Raw genomic sequence first — 17,333 nt, forward strand, 5'->3', positions numbered from 1 at the left:
TTCTTTTTCCAAGCAGTAGGGAGGGCACGGCACATGGCGCGTGCGCAGCAACAAGACAAGCATCGTACACACAAAACTGAGCAACAAGTTGACGAATACTTGTCTGGAACGCTGGCCAACATCACCGAAGAACTGCGTGCCGATCAGCAATTCGCCGCACTCGTCGATGGTCGTATCGAACCCGATGAAACCGATACTGATCCAAGCCTGTTTGTGAGTGCGCCAGAAGGCATTCGACCAGCGCTCGCTGCAGCAGCCGCCGTACGTAAACCAGTTGTTGTTGTGGTGCCAAGCTCTCGCGAAGCCAACGAGATGGTGGAAGCAGTACGTTCCTACTATGACGGTGACGAGCATGATATTGCTGTGCTTGATGCCTGGGAAACCCTGCCTCATGAACGACTCTCACCACGAGCTGACACGGTAGCTAACCGTATGCAGGTGTTCTCTAGGCTGTGCCATCCAAATGCGAATGACGAAATGTTTGGTCCAATTCGCATTCTGATTATGCCTGTGCGCTCGCTGATCCAACCTGTTGTAGCTGGTATTGGTGATATTAAGCCACTCGTATTTAAGGTTGGCGAATCTATTGAGCTTGAAGAGGCGAGTGAGGCATTAGTCCGTAATGCCTATACACGTGTTGAGCTCGTTATGGATCGTGGTGAGTTTGCAGTGCGTGGCGGCATTCTTGATGTGTTCCCGCCAACGGCAAAGCATCCAGTGCGTATTGATTTCTTTGGTGATGAAATCGATTCGATTAAGGAATTCCATAGCTCTGATCAGCGAACTTATGGTCCAGTTGTGGATCGAATTTGGGCTACGCCATGTCGTGAACTGCAATTAACTGAGCAGGTACGAGCTCGTGCAAAGTCATTAATTGGTGACATTGCCAACGCTGACGATATGTTGCAGTCTATTGCTGATGGCATTGCCATTGAAGGCATGGAATCGCTGATGCCTGCACTCGTCGACAAGATGGAACCAATTACGGGCATGCTTCCAAAGGACGTCATCGTGATGATGAGCGATCCAGAAAAGCTGCGTCGATCAGTTGATGATCTGATTAAAACCGCAAACGAGTTCTTGGCCACGAGCTGGCATGTGGCTGCTTCAGGCCATGGGGCAGCAGCACCTATTTCATTTGAGCAAGCTAATTTCTACGATCTTAATGAAATTACTTCAGCATTGCTGTACTCGACTCGTGAGTTGTGGCAAGTTACTGCATTCCCTGTAGATGGTGCTTTGGCAGGACACGTACAGCTCGGTGCCTTGGCACCACAGAACTTCCGTGGTGATGAGAAGCGTGCAGCCGATGGTCTGCAAGCTATGCTCGATGATGGCTACACGATTACGATTACCGCAGCCGCACATGGCACGCTGTCTCGTTTGAAGCGCATGCTCAATGAAATTGGCATTACACGATTTGAGCTGGTGCGCGCACAAGCCATTGATGGTTTCCTCGACGAGCAGGCAAAACTTGCTGTGCTCACCGAACGTGATCTTACTGGTCATGCCAGCTCTGCTGGTGTTAACGGCAAGACACCAAAGCGCCGTCGTAAGCAAATTGACCTGATGGAGCTGAAACCAGGCGATTTCGTCGTACACGATCAGCATGGTATTGGCCGATTTATTGAACTCAAGCAGCGCTCTGGCGGTGCTGGTCGTAATGGTGCCATGCGTGAATACTTGGTCCTCGAATATGCGCCAAGCAAGCGCAATGCACCACCGGACAAGCTTTATATTCCTACTGATCAGCTCGATCAGGTTAGTAAATACATTGGTGCAGAAGTACCAAAGCTCAATAAGCTTGGCGGTTCTGACTGGGCTAATACGAAGGCACGTGCTAAGAAGCATGTACATGAAGTTGCTCAGAGCCTGATTAAGCTCTATTCAGCAAGGCAGCGTTCTAAAGGCTTTGCGTTTAGTAAAGATACGCCTTGGCAAAAGGAACTCGAGGACGCATTCCCATATCAAGAAACCGCTGATCAGCTGACGACTATTGACGATGTCAAATCTGATATGGAAAAAGACATGCCAATGGATCGTCTGATCTGTGGTGATGTTGGTTTCGGTAAAACAGAAATTGCTGTACGCGCAGCATTTAAGGCTGTCCAGGATTCCAAGCAGGTTGTGGTACTCGTACCAACAACGCTGCTCGTACAACAGCATCTCGAAACATTCAGTGAGCGTTTCGAAGGTTTCCCTGTTGTAGTGAAGGCTATGAGCCGTTTCGAATCGACTAAAGAGATTAACGAAACAAAGAAGGGCCTCGAAGACGGCACTGTTGATGTTGTTATTGGTACGCACAAGTTGCTGAACCCAAATATTAAGTTCAAGGATTTGGGCCTCGTCATAATTGATGAGGAACAGCGTTTTGGCGTGGAACACAAGGAAACACTCAAGGCATTGCGCACGAACGTCGATGTGCTGAGCCTTTCTGCAACGCCAATCCCTCGTACGCTCGAAATGGCTATTACGGGTATTCGTGAAATGTCTACGCTGGCAACGCCACCAGAAGATCGTTTGCCAGTGCTGACCTATGTGGGCGCTTATGAAGATGCTCAGGTCACGGCAGCTATCCGACGCGAACTTATGCGCGGCGGCCAAGTTTTTTACTTGCACAATCGAGTTGAAGACATTAGCAAGGTTGCTCAGCATATTAGCGAACTGGTTCCTGAAGCACGTATTGGTATTGCACACGGCAAGATGGGCCGTAAGCAACTGGACACGATTATCCAGGACTTCTGGCATCGCGATATTGATGTGCTTGTTACAACAACAATCATTGAAACGGGCCTTGATATTTCCAACGCCAACACATTAATTGTTGACCATGCAGATCGCTTCGGCTTATCACAGCTACACCAGCTACGTGGACGTGTTGGCCGTGGCCATGAACGTGCCTATGCCTACTTCCTCTATGATCCAACAAAGCCAATGACCGAGGCTTCGCACGAGCGACTCGTAACGATTGCTCAGAACACCGCATTGGGCTCCGGCTTCGATGTGGCTATGAAGGATCTTGAATTGCGTGGCACTGGTAATCTGCTGGGCGATGAGCAGTCGGGTCATATTGAAGGCGTCGGCTTCGATCTCTATGTGCGTATGGTTTCTGAAGCTATTGATGAATACAAGGAACCAGAACGCGTAGAACCAATTGCAGTCACCATTGATCTGCCAATCGAAGCTTCGATTCCAGTGGACTACATCGATTCCGATAAGTTGCGTCTCGAAGCGTACCAGAAGCTGGCCGCCTCGCGAGATGAACAAGATTTGCAAGAATTGCGTGAAGAATTAACGGACCGCTATGGTAAGCCTCCAGTTGAATTCGACTCGCTGTTCAACATTGCTCGTCTGCGTGAAAAGGCGCGCTCGCTGGGTATTCGGGAAATCAATGCACAAGGCCGTACTATTCGTGTCACTCCAGTGGCTCCACCAGAGTCAACACAGATGCGACTTTCGCGTATTTACAAGGGTTTACAGTACCGTCCAGTAACCAAGACGCTGATTATTCCAACGCCATTCCAAGGCTCTTTGGGCTCTGGTCCAATGAGCTCAGAAGAGGTTGTGAAATGGACCGAACAGCTGCTTGATGACATCGGGTGGACCCCGAAGCCTAGAAAGTAACTCTCGCTGTTACACCGAGCCAATCGGTGAACAGTAGCTTGTTAGCGCTCTCATTATTTACACGGAGTTTACCTAGGAATCGTCCGGTTAACCCACTACGCTTGGGGATGTCATCACAACCTATATATACAAGGAGTAGTTGTGGCAGCAATTGAAAGCGTGTACGCACGCCAGATTCTTGACTCCCGTGGCAACCCGACCGTCGAGGTCGTGCTTGACTGCGAAGACGGCTCCCGCGGCATCGGTCTGGTGCCTTCGGGTGCTTCGACTGGTGAGGCAGAGGCTTGGGAACGCCGCGATGGCGACAAGTCCGTCTACCAGGGCAAGGGTGTTCTTGCCGCTGTTAAGGCAGTCAACGAGGAGATCGCTCCAAAGGTTATCGGTATGGACGCTGAGGATCAGCGTGCACTCGATGAGGCAATGATTGAGCTCGACGGCACTCCAAACAAGGGCCGCCTGGGCGCTAACGCAATCCTCGGTGTCTCGCTCGCTGCTCTGTACGCAGCAGCTGAGTCCGCTGAGCTGCCTCTGTACCGTTACATCGGTGGCACCAACGGCCACATCCTGCCAGTGCCAAACATGAACATCATGAACGGTGGTGCTCACGCAGACTTCGCAACCGATATTCAGGAGTACATGATCTCCCCATACGGTTTCGAGACCTACTCTGAGGCTCTGCAGGCAGGCGTTGAGGTCTACCACACGCTGAAGAACGTGCTGAAGAAGGAAGGCCTGAACACGGGCCTCGGCGATGAGGGCGGCTTCGCTCCAAAGATGAAGTCCAACAAGGATTCGCTGAACTACATCATGGATGCAATCTCCGCTGCTGGCTACGAGCCAGGCAAGCAGATCGGCATCTCGCTCGATGTGGCTTCCTCCGAGTTCTTCGACAAGGAGACGGGCAAGTACCGCTTCGAAGGCGATCTGCGCGATTCGAAGTACATGCTCGACTTCTACGAGCAGCTCATCGAAGAGTACCCAATCGTTTCCATCGAGGATCCATTCCAGGAAGAAGGCTGGGACGACTGGGCAATGATCACCAAGAAGCTCGGCGATCGTCTGCAGTTCGTGGGCGACGACCTGCTCGTGACCAACCCTAAGCGTCTGGCTAAGGGCATTGAGCTCGGCGCAGCTAACTCGCTGCTCGTCAAGCTCAACCAGATCGGTACCGTTACCGAGACGCTCGACGCTATCGAGCTCGCTACGAAGAACGGCTTCACCTCCATGGTGTCCCACCGTTCCGGCGAGACCCCAGATACGACGATCTCTGATCTGGCTGTTGCTAAGAACACCGGCCAAATCAAGACCGGCGCTCCAGCTCGTGGTGAGCGTATCGCTAAGTACAACCGCCTGCTCGAGATCGAGGAGGAGCTTGGCTCGACCGCTCAGTACGCTGGCTACAGCGCATTCAAGGCTTGCAAGAAGTACATGTGAGTCTAACGCTCTAACGCTGTAATTAGAGCATTTGAACAACCCCTATCTATTCACAGATAGGGGTTGTCTTCGTCTTAAGTGTCGCGTACGTTTGGGAGTTATGGCACAGCGTAGGAAAACTCAAGGTTCGTCTGCCCGTCGTCCTCAGCAGACACGTCACCCAAGTGGTGGCCCAATAGCGCTGTTTATTTCTTTATTTATTATTGCGTTGGGTGCAATCCAGCTCGTTTCAACATTCCACACATACGCGCTGAATTTGTCTGAGCTCAATGGGCTCAAGAAGCAAGAAGCCGCACTCGTGGCTAAAAAGGGAAAGCTAGAAAACGATATTGGCCGTTGGGACGATAAAGCATATGTGACGGCACAAGCTCGTGAGCGTTTAGGCTATGTATTCCAAGGCGAGCAGCCAATTCGTATTGAACATCCTGAAGCAGTAACAGGCCAAACTGTTACTGAGGATCAAGATGATGATGACAAGTCAGTGACCGAGAAAGTGCTGCCTTGGTATAGCGAGTTGGCTTATGCGTTCAAGAAAGCTGATGAACCTCGTCAGCCACAGGACGCATCCACTCAGCAGTCCAACGCTGGTCAGGATAATGCGCAACAGCAGCAATCAAATGAAAATCCTGAACAAAACTAGTGTGATGAACGCACACTGAAGTCTTTACTGTCTGCACTTACGCACCCCGAGCGCAAGTGCGGGCGAAACCTTATGGCTGAAGAAATGGGAGAGTGATGAACGAATCCGCACAGACGATTGAGCAAGAAATGCACGATCTGCTCGATCGCATTATGCAAGAGCCTGCTACTGAACACGATATTGAAGAGGTTCAGGGCCAGCTTGGCCGTTACCCACGCGGTATGGAAGCTGTTGGCGCACGTTGCGTGTGCGGCAGGCCATTGGCCGTTGTGACGCGTCCACTGCTGCCTGGCGGTGTTCCATTCCCAACTACGTGCTATTTGACGAATCCTGTGGCAGTGAAGGCCATGAGTCATCTTGAGGCAAATGGCGTGATGGCTGAGTTCAACCAGATGCTCGCCGAGGATGAGGAACTGCGCGCTCAGTACGAGCGTGCACATCAGTACTACTTGGCATTCCGCCATGCACTGGCTGAGCGTACTGGCGATTCCGAGGAGCACATTGAGGGCATTAGCGCTGGCGGTATGCCTGTGCGCGTGAAGTGCCTACATGCTCTGCTGGCTCAGACGCTGGTTATGGGTCCTGGCATTAATCCGCTTGGTGACTTGGCTCTGGAACGTGCTCGCGATGAGTTTGATCCAAAGGTGTGCCGCTGCGAGCAGTGAGCATTCAGCATGAGGTGCTGAACAGATAGTGTTTCGCGTTAAGCACTTATGAAATAAGCTGAACCCTGTTCTGGTTATTAGGCTGGATAACAAAGCTTAGGTTGAGTCAGTAATTGAGCTGATTCTAACAATCATGCTGGTTTCGGAGATCTGGCTGATTCTAGCGATTGTGTTGGTTTCGGAGATCTGGCTGATGCTAATGATTGTGCTGGTTTCAGAGGTCCGGTTGAAATCGACGAGTTGGCTTTAGAGATCTGGTTGAAATCGACGTGTCAGTTTTAGAGATCCGGCTGATTGTTGACGTGTTGGTGGATGGAAAAAGAGGAGTATATGGTGCAGCAAGCAAATGATGAGTCTGCAAAGTCAGTAGTTGTTGCAGGCATTGATTGTGGCACGAATTCTATTCGATTGAAGATCGCGCGTATTTCTGCCGATGGTATGGAAGAGATCGTGCCTCGCGTGCTGCGCGTAGTGCGTTTGGGTCAGGGCGTTGATCAGACGCATCGTTTCGCTGATGAAGCTCTGGAACGTACCTATGCTGCTTGCCGTGAATTCGCTGAGATTCTGTCTGAGCACAAGGTGGATGCCATTCGCTTTGTTGCAACGTCTGCAACGCGAGACGCTAGCAACCGTGAAGAGTTCGAAGATACCGTGGAATCGATTCTGGGTGTGCGTCCAGAAGTGATTTCTGGTACTGAAGAGGCACGACTGAGCTTCTTGGCTGCAACGGGTACGCTGCAAGTTCCTGATGCAAAGCCACCATATATTGTGATTGATCTGGGTGGTGGCTCTACGGAGCTTGTGCTTGGTGGCGACGGCGTGACAAAGCCAGCAACCGAGGTTGTGGCCGCTTATTCGATGAATGTCGGTTCTGTGCGTATGACCGAGCGTCATCTGCATGATGATCCACCAACGCAAGCACAGATTCACGATGCACTTGATGACATCGACCGTCATATTGATGAAGCCAGCAAGGTCGTGCCAATTGGCGAAGCTCGCACGATTATTGGAGTTTCTGGCACGGTAACGACGATGACCGCTTTGGCTATGGGTCTGGAAACCTATGACCACACCAAGGTTGATGGTGTTCGCCTTAACTTTGAAGAAACGTTTGCAACGGATGATCGCTTCCTGCACATGACGCGTGCAGAGCGTTCTGAGTACAAGACGATTCATCCTGGTCGTATTGATGTTGTTGGTGGCGGCGCAGTTGTGCTGAACCGTGTGCTTGATCGCATTGGTCAGGCTGCTTATAACGATCATGGTCAGCAGCTTGATTCGTTCATTGCTAGTGAGCATGGTCTGCTTGATGGCATTGTGCTGGATCTTGGTCATCGTTTGCTGGCTGATCAGGAGGACTGAAGTTCTGCCTCATAACCGCTAATGCGTGCGAAAATGTGTGGAATCTACGCCATTTCGTGTGGATTTTACGCCATTTATTGAGAATCGCCGTCAATTTGCGTGAAATTAGCGGTAAGACCGTGTACAGTGTGCTACTGTTGCATGAGTGAAGCGGCAGCTTCACAAGCCTCCGTGGCGAAATGGTATACGCAGTCGACTTAAAATCGACCGCTTCGGCTTGTGGGTTCGAGTCCCACCGGAGGCACAGTTTTAGAAGTCCTAGGGAGTGATTCCTAGGGCTTTTTCTTTTCTCTCAGAAAGTCATCACACTGCTACGGTGTTGAAAATTCGTTACCGTGAATGTAGGTCTGATCGCAATGGCTATTTCTTGCGGAGAAGCGTAGTGCTGTACACACGGTCACGCAAAAAGTCGCGGTAGCAGTGTGTAAGATGACAAACATTTTCACACGGATACGGAGCATCAGAGCGTAACCGTGTGCAAGGGGAGTTTGCAAACTTGGTAAAACCATTGGGAATACTAATCTTCTCAATTCCTGCTACACACGATTAAGCGTTGGCCAGGTCGTAGCAGTGTGAGCAAGTAACGAGACCGCACCAATATGATGACTGAAGTGATCGCAAAGTCGCAAATATTCCCTTGATCTAGGAACGGTTCGGTTGATTGTGCGTGCGGAGAAACGTCTCTTTGGCTGGTTTCGTATGACGACTACGGTTACAAGGAGAGCATGTCTACGCGGTAATGGCAGTACTACGTGGCAACGGCATGTACAAGCGGCATACGCAAGAAGCAAGGATGCTCAAGCTTGCTCAAACGGGAGAGAAGGATCTGACTCGGATCATGATGAAGCAGACATTTCGTGGAGCAGATGGAACTCGATTCGTTCTTAAAGATCAATTTATTGAATGCGGAGCAGAATCACGAAGCCTAAGCGGCGTACATGCAGAGGTACTTCCTGGTTCGGAACTTGAAGCTCGTGTAACCGCAACACGTCTGCTGCTCATTGGCATTTTCGCATTTGCGTTTAAGAAGAAAAAGGGCGGTGAGAAGTACCTCCTCATTGAAGGACCTGATTTTGCTTGGATGAGTGAAGTCTCTCGCAAGCAGGTGAGCGAAGCTATGCACTTCGCAGTGGAAGTCAACAATCGAGTGAAGCAAAGGGAAGGCCGACCTGCCTTTATTGTGCCAAAGCCAGATGCAGAACCTGCCATCGAAACCACACATGCGGCGGCTAAGCCGATCTCTCAGCATCAGCAGGCGTCGCAGTATCAGCAGCCACAGCAGGATCAACAGACAGAATGGCTCCAGCAGACGCCGCAGTATACCCAGCAATCGCAACCAGTGTCTCATAACATTGACCAGGGCAATCAAGTAGGTGGTTACGAGCAGCAAACGACGTTCCATGAGCAAACGTTAGAACAAGAAAAGCAGGCTCTTGAGCAGCAGAAGCGTGATCTTGCACGTGCTCAGCATGATTTTGAGCAGCGTAAGGCACAGCAGCTTAAAGATTTGGAACGTCGCGAAGCACAATTGCGTCAACAGGAGCAGAAGCAGCTCAACCAAATTCAGCACACGCAAAAGCAGCTGGAACAGCAGCAAGCCAAGCTGCAAAAAGAATTGCAGAAGTTGCAACCGGCCAAAACAACGCACACGCTGATGATCTGGACGATCGTAATGGGTGCATTTGCTTTGCTCTGCATTATCGCGTCGTTGGGTAATCCAAGCCTGTGGTCAGGGACCATCTTCTTTGTCATTGTTACCTTGGCGTTGCTGGGTGCTTTGTTATATCGCATTAAGAAAATGCCAAAGATCAATGAAGCCATGCCTGCGATGTCAAAGCCTCAAATGCCAATGGAACAGCAGATGTCAATGAGCCCTATGCCAGTGGGCCAGCAGATGCCAATGAGCTCTACACCTATGACTCAGCAGATGCCGCATGCTAACGCACAGTCGTCAATGCCTACTTACCAGCCAGTACAACCTATCCAGAGTCCAACGGGTGAGTATTCACATTCCCAGCATGTACAGCCAAACCAGACAGTGCAGCAACCGCAGCAATTCCAGCAACCGCAATACCCGCAACAAGCACAGCAGCCACAGCAGCAGCCGCAGCAGTCTCAAGTGTGGCAGTCTCATCAGGGTTCTCAGCAGCAGCATTGAATGTATCGGTAATACTGAACGTATCGGTAATACTGAATACTTCGGCAGCGCTCACGTCTCAGATTCGATGAATTGTTACCTACTCGTTGCAATGCGTGGATAGACTGCACAGCAGCGCATATAGCAGTAATGCATCCAAATACAGCATAACCACATCAAAGAATGGTGATTCATGCCTCAGCAGCCAAGCAAGCCACAACAAGCACGCAGCGATTCAGCTCAATCGAAGCAGTCTCAGTCAATGCGCACTTCCGCAATGCGCATTAGCAAAGACGAGACGAGCGGCTTGCCAACCATGCTGGTACAGGCGATTCTGGTTGCAGTGGTGCTTATGATCGGCGAACTCATCAGCGCACCGATTTATGTGTCGCTGCAACCCGGCGTCTTCCCACTACTGCCATGGGCTGCGGTGGCTTGGCTGCTCGCCATCGGTTTTGCCTACGTCGTCGGCTTTGCACTGCTCTGGTGCGCCGAATCCTTCGCCTACCGCCTCAAAGCCAAAGCGCAGCCCCTTATTTACGCCGTTATTGGCGCCGTCTCATTTGCCGTCTGGACTGCTTGGGTTGTGCTCGGCATTATGAATATGATTTTTGTACGTGTGGGCATGGCACCTGTATCTTCGCAAGCGATGATCCCAGCCGTAGTGAACGGCGCAGTACTTGGTCTATGTGCGTTCTTTGTTGCAGCGACGGTAACACCACGCATCGCAAAGCATCGTGCAGCCGTGATCATTATGGGAATTGTGACTATTTTGGCAGCCGCACTTGGGGGATATGTGCTGTCTCAAATGATGCAGGTACTCGGATAAACCCCCGAGATCATGTACAATCAACGTACTTTCAGGATATTTTCAGTGAATCAGACTTCACTGAGTGCTATTGTGATTCGAGATTCGAAATGCATTAAGGAGGCGCTATGAGCGAACTGATGCCACAGGTTGCAGCAGAATTTGGTGGGGATCCTCAGATTACGTTCCCAGAGGCAGATGCACCAGCAGGACTCAAGGTTATTGAGCTTGAAGAGGGCAAGGGCCGCGTTGTTCGCCGTGGTGACACGATTACGGTGAACTATCAGGGTCAGGTCTGGGGTAACGAAAAGCCTTTTGACTCGAGCTTTGCTCGCCAGGATCCAACGAGCTTTGGTATTGGCATTGGTCAGGTCATTCAGGGCTGGGACCGTGCAATTCCAGGTCATAACGTTGGCTCTCGTCTGCTGATCTCGATTCCACCTGAGTACGGCTATGGTACGCGTGGTATTCCACAGGCTGGCATCGGTGGCGGCGATACGCTCGTGTTCGTCGTCGACATCATCGAGACGCGATGAGACGCCCCGTGGGCAATCCACGGAAATAAAAGACATCGTTGACGCCGCTGGGCAACATGCCTAAGCGGCGTCTTGAAATGAGTAGAGCACTTTGCTCGTAAAAGGAGACCGAAATGGCAGAGGAAGTTGAAGAAAAGACCGTGCTGCTGACGCAGGACGCTGTTGACAAGCTGCAGGAAGAGCTGAACTGGCGTCAGGGCGAGTACCGTGACGAGATCACCGAGCGTATTGCTGCTGCACGCGCTGAAGGCGATCTTTCAGAGAACGGCGGTTACCAGGCTGCACGTGAAGAGCAGGGCAAGAACGAGGGCCGTATTAACGAGCTCATCGTTAAGCTGCGCAACGCCAAGATCGTTGAGGCTCCTGAAGACGGTACCGTCGGCAACGGCTCGGTTGTGACGATCGACCTGGCTGGCAACGAGATGACGTACGTTATCGGTTCACGCGATATCGCTGTTGCAACCGACATTGACGTGATCAGCCCAGAGTCCCCAGTCGGCGCTGCAATTATCGGTGCTAAGGTTGGCGATGAGGTTGAGTACAAGGCACCTAACGGTCGCATGATCAAGGTGACGATTAAGGACTCGAAGCCACTGGCTTGATTCTTAAGAGCTGCTTGAATACACAGTGCTGAATTCATACTGAGTGTTAGCGAGCGGTACATAATACATAACCCCACTTCCTAGAAACGGTAGGAAGTGGGGTTATGTATTTGGTAGGGGTACTCAGGGATACGACTAATAGATGCTTGCTTTAGTAGATGCCATGAATATGAGCTAGTGACACAATCACGAGGTAAATAGCAACTACATGGCAGGCATATCCGGCAATTGTGCCGCAGTGGAAGATCTCATGGAAGCCGAACACTTTTGGCCATGGATCAGGCTTACGCAGTGCGTACACAATAGCGCCGAGAATGTAGCACAGGCCACCTGCGGCGATCAGAATAACTACAGCAGGACCAGCGGCAGGAGATGTCCAGAACAAGCCCATAAAGGCGACACCAGAAACACCAAAGATGATGTAGACAATCGTGTACAGCCAACGTGGCGCCGTAATCCATACCACATGAATAATCAGCGCTACAAGCGTGCAGCTCCACATGCCAATGATGATGGCTTTGCGCCAGAAGTCATCGAGAGCAAACGAAACAGGTGTGTAGGTGCCAGCAATGAGTAGGAAGATATTCATATGGTCCACACGACGCAGAATATCGGTTACGCGTGGAGACCAGTCGCCAATGTGATATATGGCGGAGTTAGCGAACAAAATAAGCGAAGCCGTCATAAATACGGCGCATGCCCACTTGAGTCCTACGGTTGGGGCAATACAAATCAATACGATGCCAGCGGCCAAAGCGAGTGGGGCAGTACCGGCATGGAACCAGCCACGGAGTAGTGGCTTTGGACGACCGTGTACATCAAGGCGGATTTTGCGCTCCACTTCTTGTGGTGCAATACCTTCAATACGGTTGGCCTTATTTTCTGCCTTGGCTATTTTCTTCAGAGCCTTTGCTTCAGCTTTACTGCGGATGCGCGTAGCCTTCACTTCAGCTTTAACTCGAATAGCTTCAGCTTTTGCCTTCAGTGCGCGCTCGCGAGCCTGTATTGCTTCTTCGTGTGCGGCTAATGCGCGCTCACGTCGTTGCGCAATATCTTGTTCACTCAATCCCGTCATGGCTCTCCAGAGATTGTAGATAAGTGTTGTGTTATTTGGTGTGGTTGGTAGGAAATACTCTGACGAAACTTGTGCAGAAATCACCTTACGTAACCGTAAGCTACGATAGCGTAACTTTGTGACATAGTAGCGGTAGATGGTCGGAATCTGAATATGTTAGATATATTTACAAACGCCGCTAATAATTCGAACAACGTCGGACGTACAATTGCGGCATGGCTGTTTTCTCTGAAGTGATCAATACGCGACCAGATTTCGATGGATCTGATCGTGAAATGTTGCATCATCTTGTTGCAGATTGGCAGGTTATTGCTGATCTGAGTTTTGCTGATTTGTTGCTCGTATTACAACGCGGTGATGGCGTTTATGTGGTCGCTGAACAATGTAGGCCTTCTACGGTTATGAGCTTGCGTGCTGAAGATGTTGTTGGCACGCCTCTTGATGAGGGCTATTTGCGAGAGATTGAAGCAGCAAGTAAGTGTGAGGGCGTTTATCACTCGACTATTCTGCGCACGCTGGGTAGGGCTACCGTGTGCAACGTGTATGCACCAATTCGCAACAATGGTAAGTTGCTTGGTTTCGTTATTCGTGAGACCAATATGGCTACGCGTGAATCGAATGGCCGTTATGAGTCGGAGAGCATTAATGCTGGTAAGCAGCTCTATGAGATGATTCCTCGTGGTCAGTTCCCATACCGTGATGCTGTGATGAATCAGCGTCATAATGCTCGCGTTGCTGATGGTTTCATTATTCTGACGTACGAAGGCATTGTGCGTTATGCATCACCAAATGCAGTGAGCTGCTTCCGCCGCCTGGGTATGAATGGCACGATGCAGGGCCAGTACTTGAGCGAAATCGGTGCAGGCTTGCTTAAGGAAAACGATCCTGTTCCAGAAACACTGCCACTCGTGTTGGCTGGTAAGGCTCCAATTGACTCGGATCTTTCTACGAATCGTTCGTTCGTATCGATCCGTTCGCTGCCATTAATGGATAAGCAGGGTCGTACGGGCGCTATTGTGCTGTGCCGCGATGTGACTGAGCTGCGTCGTCGTGAAGTCGAATTGCAGACGAAGGATGCAACGATTTCTGAGATTCACCACCGTGTGAAGAACAACCTGCAGGCTGTTTCTGCTTTGCTGCGTCTGCAGGCACGTAAGACGCAGAATGACGAAGTTAAGAAGGAGCTTGGTGAAGCACAGCGCCGTGTGCAGACGATTGCTCTGGTGCATGAAGGCTTGAGCCAGACTGCCGACGAAATCGTCGACTTCGACAAGGTTATTTCGAACCTGCTGCGTATGAGCGTTGAACTGGCTTCTATGCAGGATCAGCATATTGACATTGACTATGTTGGCCGCTTTGGCATGATGCCTGCACAAGATGCTACGCCACTGTCGCTGGTGCTGACTGAGTTGATTACGAATGCAGTTGAGCACGGCTATGAAGGTCGTAAAGAAGGCCACATTATTATTTCGGTCACTAGGGAAGGCCGTAATCTCAATGTGGTTGTGGACGATGATGGCATTGGCATTGACCATGAGGCTGATGGTGGTATGGCACGTCCATCTGGCTCTGGTCTGGGTACACAGATCATCAATACGTTCGTGACGAATGACTTCGGTGGCACCGTGCATTGGGAGCCACGCCCAGAAGGTGGTACCCGAGTTGTTCTGCATATGAAGCTGAGGGCTGCTAAGTAAAGCAGTGTGCAGATAAACGTGCTACAAGAGTACGGGTTCTAATAAGAAAGATGCCGCTAACCAAGATCATTGGTTAGCGGCATTCTTCATAGGTGAGTAACTGTTGAAACCGTTACTCCAGTCGTTAGTTGTTGAATCAGATATGCATCTGCATCGACTGCGAACGACGTGCACGCATAGCGCGACGCTTCAGTGCGCGGCGTTCGTCTTCGCTCAGACCGCCCCAAACACCGTAATCCTGATTCGTATCAAGTGCGCAACGCAGGCAAGCATCCATCACCTTGCACGTGCGGCACACAGCCTTAGCTTCTTCAATTTGCTGATAAGCGGCGCCCGTGTTTCCAACAGGGAAAAACAGCTCGGGATCCTTATCTCGGCAAGCCGCTTTAGAACGCCAATCAAATGCACTGCTCATAATCGAACCCATCTTTTTCGCCCGGGCGGGCACTAGCTCGCCTGATTCTCCTCTTATATAGTCGAGTTTCATGCTATGCCGTATCTCAACCAATTTCAAGGATTTTTTAAAGGTTTCTTGAATTAGGGGGTATTAGGGGGTGTAATTTTTTCAAAAATATGGTATAGAACGCATATTTATACATCAAAATCCTTATCCGTAGTAGCAGAAGTAAAAATTATTCATGCGGGTAATCGGGCACAATGAGACGTAACAATGGAACGGGAACTGATCCCAAACATTGCACGAGTCGAGCTTGACCAGCGTTAATGAGCACGGCACGGCCAGGAATTGAAATATCTTCAGCAGTGAGTAACGAGGACAGCGATGAAGGCACACCATCTGCCAAATCAGTATTGCGATCGCCTGTGGGGAAGATTAAGCGAGTAGCAGCGTGTTCAGGTACGCGTAGCCAGCGCGTCGTGCGCACCGTGAAAAGAGTTCGGTGCGTAGGATTTGCGAGTTGCTCCCGAAACTGTTGTGACTCGGTACTCATAGCCATAGGATCGAGCAAGGCGTCGGCATCATCTACGAAATGTATAGAAGACTTATGGCACTGTTTGCGAAGCGTCGTAAGCGTGGTTGTTTTTCCTCGTTCTGGAAGACCAATAATGGCTACATTACCTTGGGTCAGATCAATGGTCGCTAAATCAAAGCTGACGCCGTTGTCGGCAATCCCAAGCACGAGCTCAGGAAATTGCGGCTGAGTAGATGAGGAGCTATGAGAGCGAGTTGATGAGATTTGAGGTTGGATTGGGTTTGCGCTGGATTGAGCTAGTGCAGCATGAGCTTGATCTGGTGATAGCTGGTAAGTGTTGAGCAGCATTTCGAACAGATCATCAGGTATGTGAGCGGGCAGTGGAGCAGTAAATAACGGTGGCTGCTGTGCAATATTGAGAAAGCGAGCAGCCAAGGTGATGTGCTGTATAAGGCGCTGATCGTTATGACAATAGGCAACACGAAATGGGTGAGACTGGGTAACCGTACTGCAGGCCGTACCAGCTGGCTGAGCGGGTAGTAGCGCCGCGATATCGCTATTGAGTAGCTCTTGTGATTGCAGCGCATCTTGCACGCGTAAACAGATGCGGAGATTCATATTGGCCTTCATCGATGAACTCACTTGGCCAAGAGGATTCTGCGTGCACACAATAACATGCATGGCAAGCGATCGACCTAATGAAGCGACGCGAACTAGGCGCTCAATATAGTCAGGCAGAAATGCATGAAGCGCATGGAATTCGTCAACAACAATAACGAGGCGTGCTACATCGGCAACGTCGTTGAGATCAGAGCGACCGAGTTGTGCTGCAAGTTCTTCTCGTCGTTTGAGCTCATGTTCTAAAGCTTCTAAGGCACGGATTGCATGTGACAACTGGAGATCAGATACACAACCACGAACATGGGGCAGTTGCATAAGGCTATCGAACGTGGAACCGCCTTTGAAATCCATAAAGACAAATTGCAATTGTTGTGGGCTATAGTGCAAGGCCATGGTTAAGCACCAGGTCTTCAGCAATATTGATTTTCCTGCGCCCGTTGTTCCAGCAACAATGGCATGCGGTCCATCATGAATTAAATCGATGCTGACAGGCTCTTCATGCTGCATACCAACTGTGGCACATAGCATCTGACGAGCTGTTTGTGCATGCATCCAGTTGCTGCAAATGCGCTGCCAAGGAAGATCGCACGTATCTAGAGCATTAAGCTGCTCAAGAGTAACCGAGGGGAGCATAGCGGTATATGCAGCTACTGCATCAGCAGAGACGTGGTGCATGTCTGCTGCGTCTGAAGGTATCAAGGCTGCGGCTGCAGAAGCAGCGTGTGTCGACGCATCTCGTGGCCTTGCTCCATAGCTTCGCGATTGGGTGAGCTTGTGATTGTGTTGAGCTTCGGTCGATCCATGGTCTACCTGGTCAGATCTTTGCAAGTTCATAAGAACCGTGGCTAAGCAGCCAACACAACCAGAGAACACCATAATGGCGAATAACCACTGGCGTTGTACTACTAAGGCTATGAGCAGCACGATTTGCGCAACGAGCGGCGCGATTAAAGCAAAACGTTGTATCGACTGTAAACGTGCAGCAGAAGAGGATATTTTGGTCTGTGAAGTAGCTCGACGTGATGGAGAAGTATCGCGCGGTGACGAGGAGACGTCTGGCGAGGAGACGTTGTGCGATGACGCATGCCTTGATACATGCCGTTGTAAAGCATGTTTGTAGCTAGAACGACGTGAATGAGAAAACCATGCAGCTGCCATAGCATGAGCATGATCGAAGTACTACAGAAAAACAAACGGCAG

The 17,333-nt window shown here is 50.5% G+C and carries 13 protein-coding genes and 1 tRNA gene; 11 read left to right on the plus strand and 3 right to left on the minus strand.

Annotation, left to right across the window (positions count from 1 at the left end; genetic code table 11):
• Positions 1 to 33 precede the first annotated feature (33 nt).
• The 10 genes from mfd (at position 34) to D2E26_RS02170 (ending at position 11,808) form a co-directional block, all read left to right on the plus strand.
• Positions 34 to 3,624 carry a transcription-repair coupling factor gene (mfd, locus tag D2E26_RS02125; RefSeq protein WP_125963036.1) on the plus strand — a complete coding sequence of 1,197 codons (3,591 nt, stop codon included), beginning with the start codon at positions 34 to 36 and terminating at the stop codon, positions 3,622 to 3,624.
• Between the two features lie 141 nt (positions 3,625 to 3,765).
• The gene (gene eno / locus D2E26_RS02130; RefSeq protein ID WP_125963037.1) at positions 3,766 to 5,058 is read left to right on the plus strand and encodes a phosphopyruvate hydratase; all 1,293 of its coding nucleotides are present in this window, start codon (positions 3,766 to 3,768) and stop codon (positions 5,056 to 5,058) included.
• Between the two features lie 100 nt (positions 5,059 to 5,158).
• Positions 5,159 to 5,698, plus strand: a complete 540-nt coding sequence (locus tag D2E26_RS02135) for an FtsB family cell division protein (RefSeq protein ID WP_125963038.1) — start codon at positions 5,159 to 5,161, stop codon at positions 5,696 to 5,698.
• A 128-nt stretch (positions 5,699 to 5,826) separates the two neighbouring features.
• Positions 5,827 to 6,363 (plus strand): DUF501 domain-containing protein, encoded by a 537-nt coding sequence (locus D2E26_RS02140; protein WP_125963383.1) that lies wholly within the window; start codon positions 5,827 to 5,829, stop codon positions 6,361 to 6,363.
• Positions 6,364 to 6,693: 330 nt separating this feature from the next.
• Complete coding sequence (locus D2E26_RS02145; protein WP_125963039.1) at positions 6,694 to 7,725, plus strand: Ppx/GppA phosphatase family protein; 1,032 nt, start codon at positions 6,694 to 6,696, stop codon at positions 7,723 to 7,725.
• Positions 7,726 to 7,890: 165 nt separating this feature from the next.
• Positions 7,891 to 7,969 (plus strand) — tRNA-Leu (locus D2E26_RS02150).
• Positions 7,970 to 8,464: 495 nt separating this feature from the next.
• Positions 8,465 to 9,883, plus strand: coding sequence for an AAA family ATPase (locus D2E26_RS07510; RefSeq protein WP_125963040.1), 1,419 nt, complete (start codon positions 8,465 to 8,467; stop codon positions 9,881 to 9,883).
• Positions 9,884 to 10,055: 172 nt separating this feature from the next.
• Positions 10,056 to 10,691 carry a cadmium transporter gene (locus tag D2E26_RS02160; protein WP_241218829.1) on the plus strand — a complete coding sequence of 212 codons (636 nt, stop codon included), beginning with the start codon at positions 10,056 to 10,058 and terminating at the stop codon, positions 10,689 to 10,691.
• Between the two features lie 107 nt (positions 10,692 to 10,798).
• Positions 10,799 to 11,206 carry an FKBP-type peptidyl-prolyl cis-trans isomerase gene (locus D2E26_RS02165; protein ID WP_125963041.1) on the plus strand — a complete coding sequence of 136 codons (408 nt, stop codon included), beginning with the start codon at positions 10,799 to 10,801 and terminating at the stop codon, positions 11,204 to 11,206.
• Positions 11,207 to 11,319: 113 nt separating this feature from the next.
• Positions 11,320 to 11,808, plus strand: coding sequence for a GreA/GreB family elongation factor (locus D2E26_RS02170; RefSeq protein ID WP_125963042.1), 489 nt, complete (start codon positions 11,320 to 11,322; stop codon positions 11,806 to 11,808).
• A gap of 151 nt (positions 11,809 to 11,959) precedes the next feature.
• Here D2E26_RS02170 and trhA read toward each other — a convergent pair whose 3' ends face one another.
• The gene (trhA, locus tag D2E26_RS02175) at positions 11,960 to 12,883 is read right to left on the minus strand and encodes a PAQR family membrane homeostasis protein TrhA (RefSeq protein ID WP_125963043.1); all 924 of its coding nucleotides are present in this window, start codon (positions 12,881 to 12,883) and stop codon (positions 11,960 to 11,962) included.
• Between the two features lie 215 nt (positions 12,884 to 13,098).
• Here trhA and D2E26_RS02180 point away from each other — a divergent pair, with 215 nt between their 5' ends.
• The gene (locus D2E26_RS02180) at positions 13,099 to 14,580 is read left to right on the plus strand and encodes a sensor histidine kinase (RefSeq protein WP_125963044.1); all 1,482 of its coding nucleotides are present in this window, start codon (positions 13,099 to 13,101) and stop codon (positions 14,578 to 14,580) included.
• 136 nt (positions 14,581 to 14,716) lie between these two features.
• Here D2E26_RS02180 and D2E26_RS02185 read toward each other — a convergent pair whose 3' ends face one another.
• Both D2E26_RS02185 and D2E26_RS02190 read right to left on the minus strand, forming a co-directional pair.
• A complete protein-coding gene (locus tag D2E26_RS02185; RefSeq protein ID WP_125963045.1) occupies positions 14,717 to 14,995 on the minus strand; it encodes a WhiB family transcriptional regulator in 279 nt (92 codons plus the stop codon).
• A gap of 217 nt (positions 14,996 to 15,212) precedes the next feature.
• Positions 15,213 to 16,808: an FtsK/SpoIIIE domain-containing protein gene (locus D2E26_RS02190; RefSeq protein ID WP_164515827.1), complete on the minus strand. Its 1,596-nt coding sequence runs from the start codon at positions 16,806 to 16,808 to the stop codon at positions 15,213 to 15,215.
• Positions 16,809 to 17,333 lie beyond the last annotated feature (525 nt).

The organism is Bifidobacterium dolichotidis (assembly GCF_003951975.1).
Taxonomy (GTDB): domain Bacteria; phylum Actinomycetota; class Actinomycetes; order Actinomycetales; family Bifidobacteriaceae; genus Bifidobacterium; species Bifidobacterium dolichotidis.

Coding starts and splice junctions, on each gene's coding strand:
- D2E26_RS02190 (WP_164515827.1), bottom strand. CDS start 16,808: ATGCACCACGTCTCTGCTGATGCAGTAGCTGCATATACCGCTATGCTC.
- trhA (WP_125963043.1), bottom strand. CDS start 12,883: ATGACGGGATTGAGTGAACAAGATATTGCGCAACGACGTGAGCGCGCA.
- D2E26_RS02185 (WP_125963045.1), bottom strand. CDS start 14,995: ATGAGCAGTGCATTTGATTGGCGTTCTAAAGCGGCTTGCCGAGATAAG.
- D2E26_RS07510 (WP_125963040.1), top strand. CDS start 8,465: ATGGCAGTACTACGTGGCAACGGCATGTACAAGCGGCATACGCAAGAA.
- D2E26_RS02135 (WP_125963038.1), top strand. CDS start 5,159: ATGGCACAGCGTAGGAAAACTCAAGGTTCGTCTGCCCGTCGTCCTCAG.
- D2E26_RS02145 (WP_125963039.1), top strand. CDS start 6,694: ATGGTGCAGCAAGCAAATGATGAGTCTGCAAAGTCAGTAGTTGTTGCA.
- D2E26_RS02170 (WP_125963042.1), top strand. CDS start 11,320: ATGGCAGAGGAAGTTGAAGAAAAGACCGTGCTGCTGACGCAGGACGCT.
- D2E26_RS02165 (WP_125963041.1), top strand. CDS start 10,799: ATGAGCGAACTGATGCCACAGGTTGCAGCAGAATTTGGTGGGGATCCT.
- D2E26_RS02160 (WP_241218829.1), top strand. CDS start 10,056: ATGCCTCAGCAGCCAAGCAAGCCACAACAAGCACGCAGCGATTCAGCT.
- D2E26_RS02140 (WP_125963383.1), top strand. CDS start 5,827: ATGCACGATCTGCTCGATCGCATTATGCAAGAGCCTGCTACTGAACAC.
- D2E26_RS02180 (WP_125963044.1), top strand. CDS start 13,099: ATGGCTGTTTTCTCTGAAGTGATCAATACGCGACCAGATTTCGATGGA.
- mfd (WP_125963036.1), top strand. CDS start 34: ATGGCGCGTGCGCAGCAACAAGACAAGCATCGTACACACAAAACTGAG.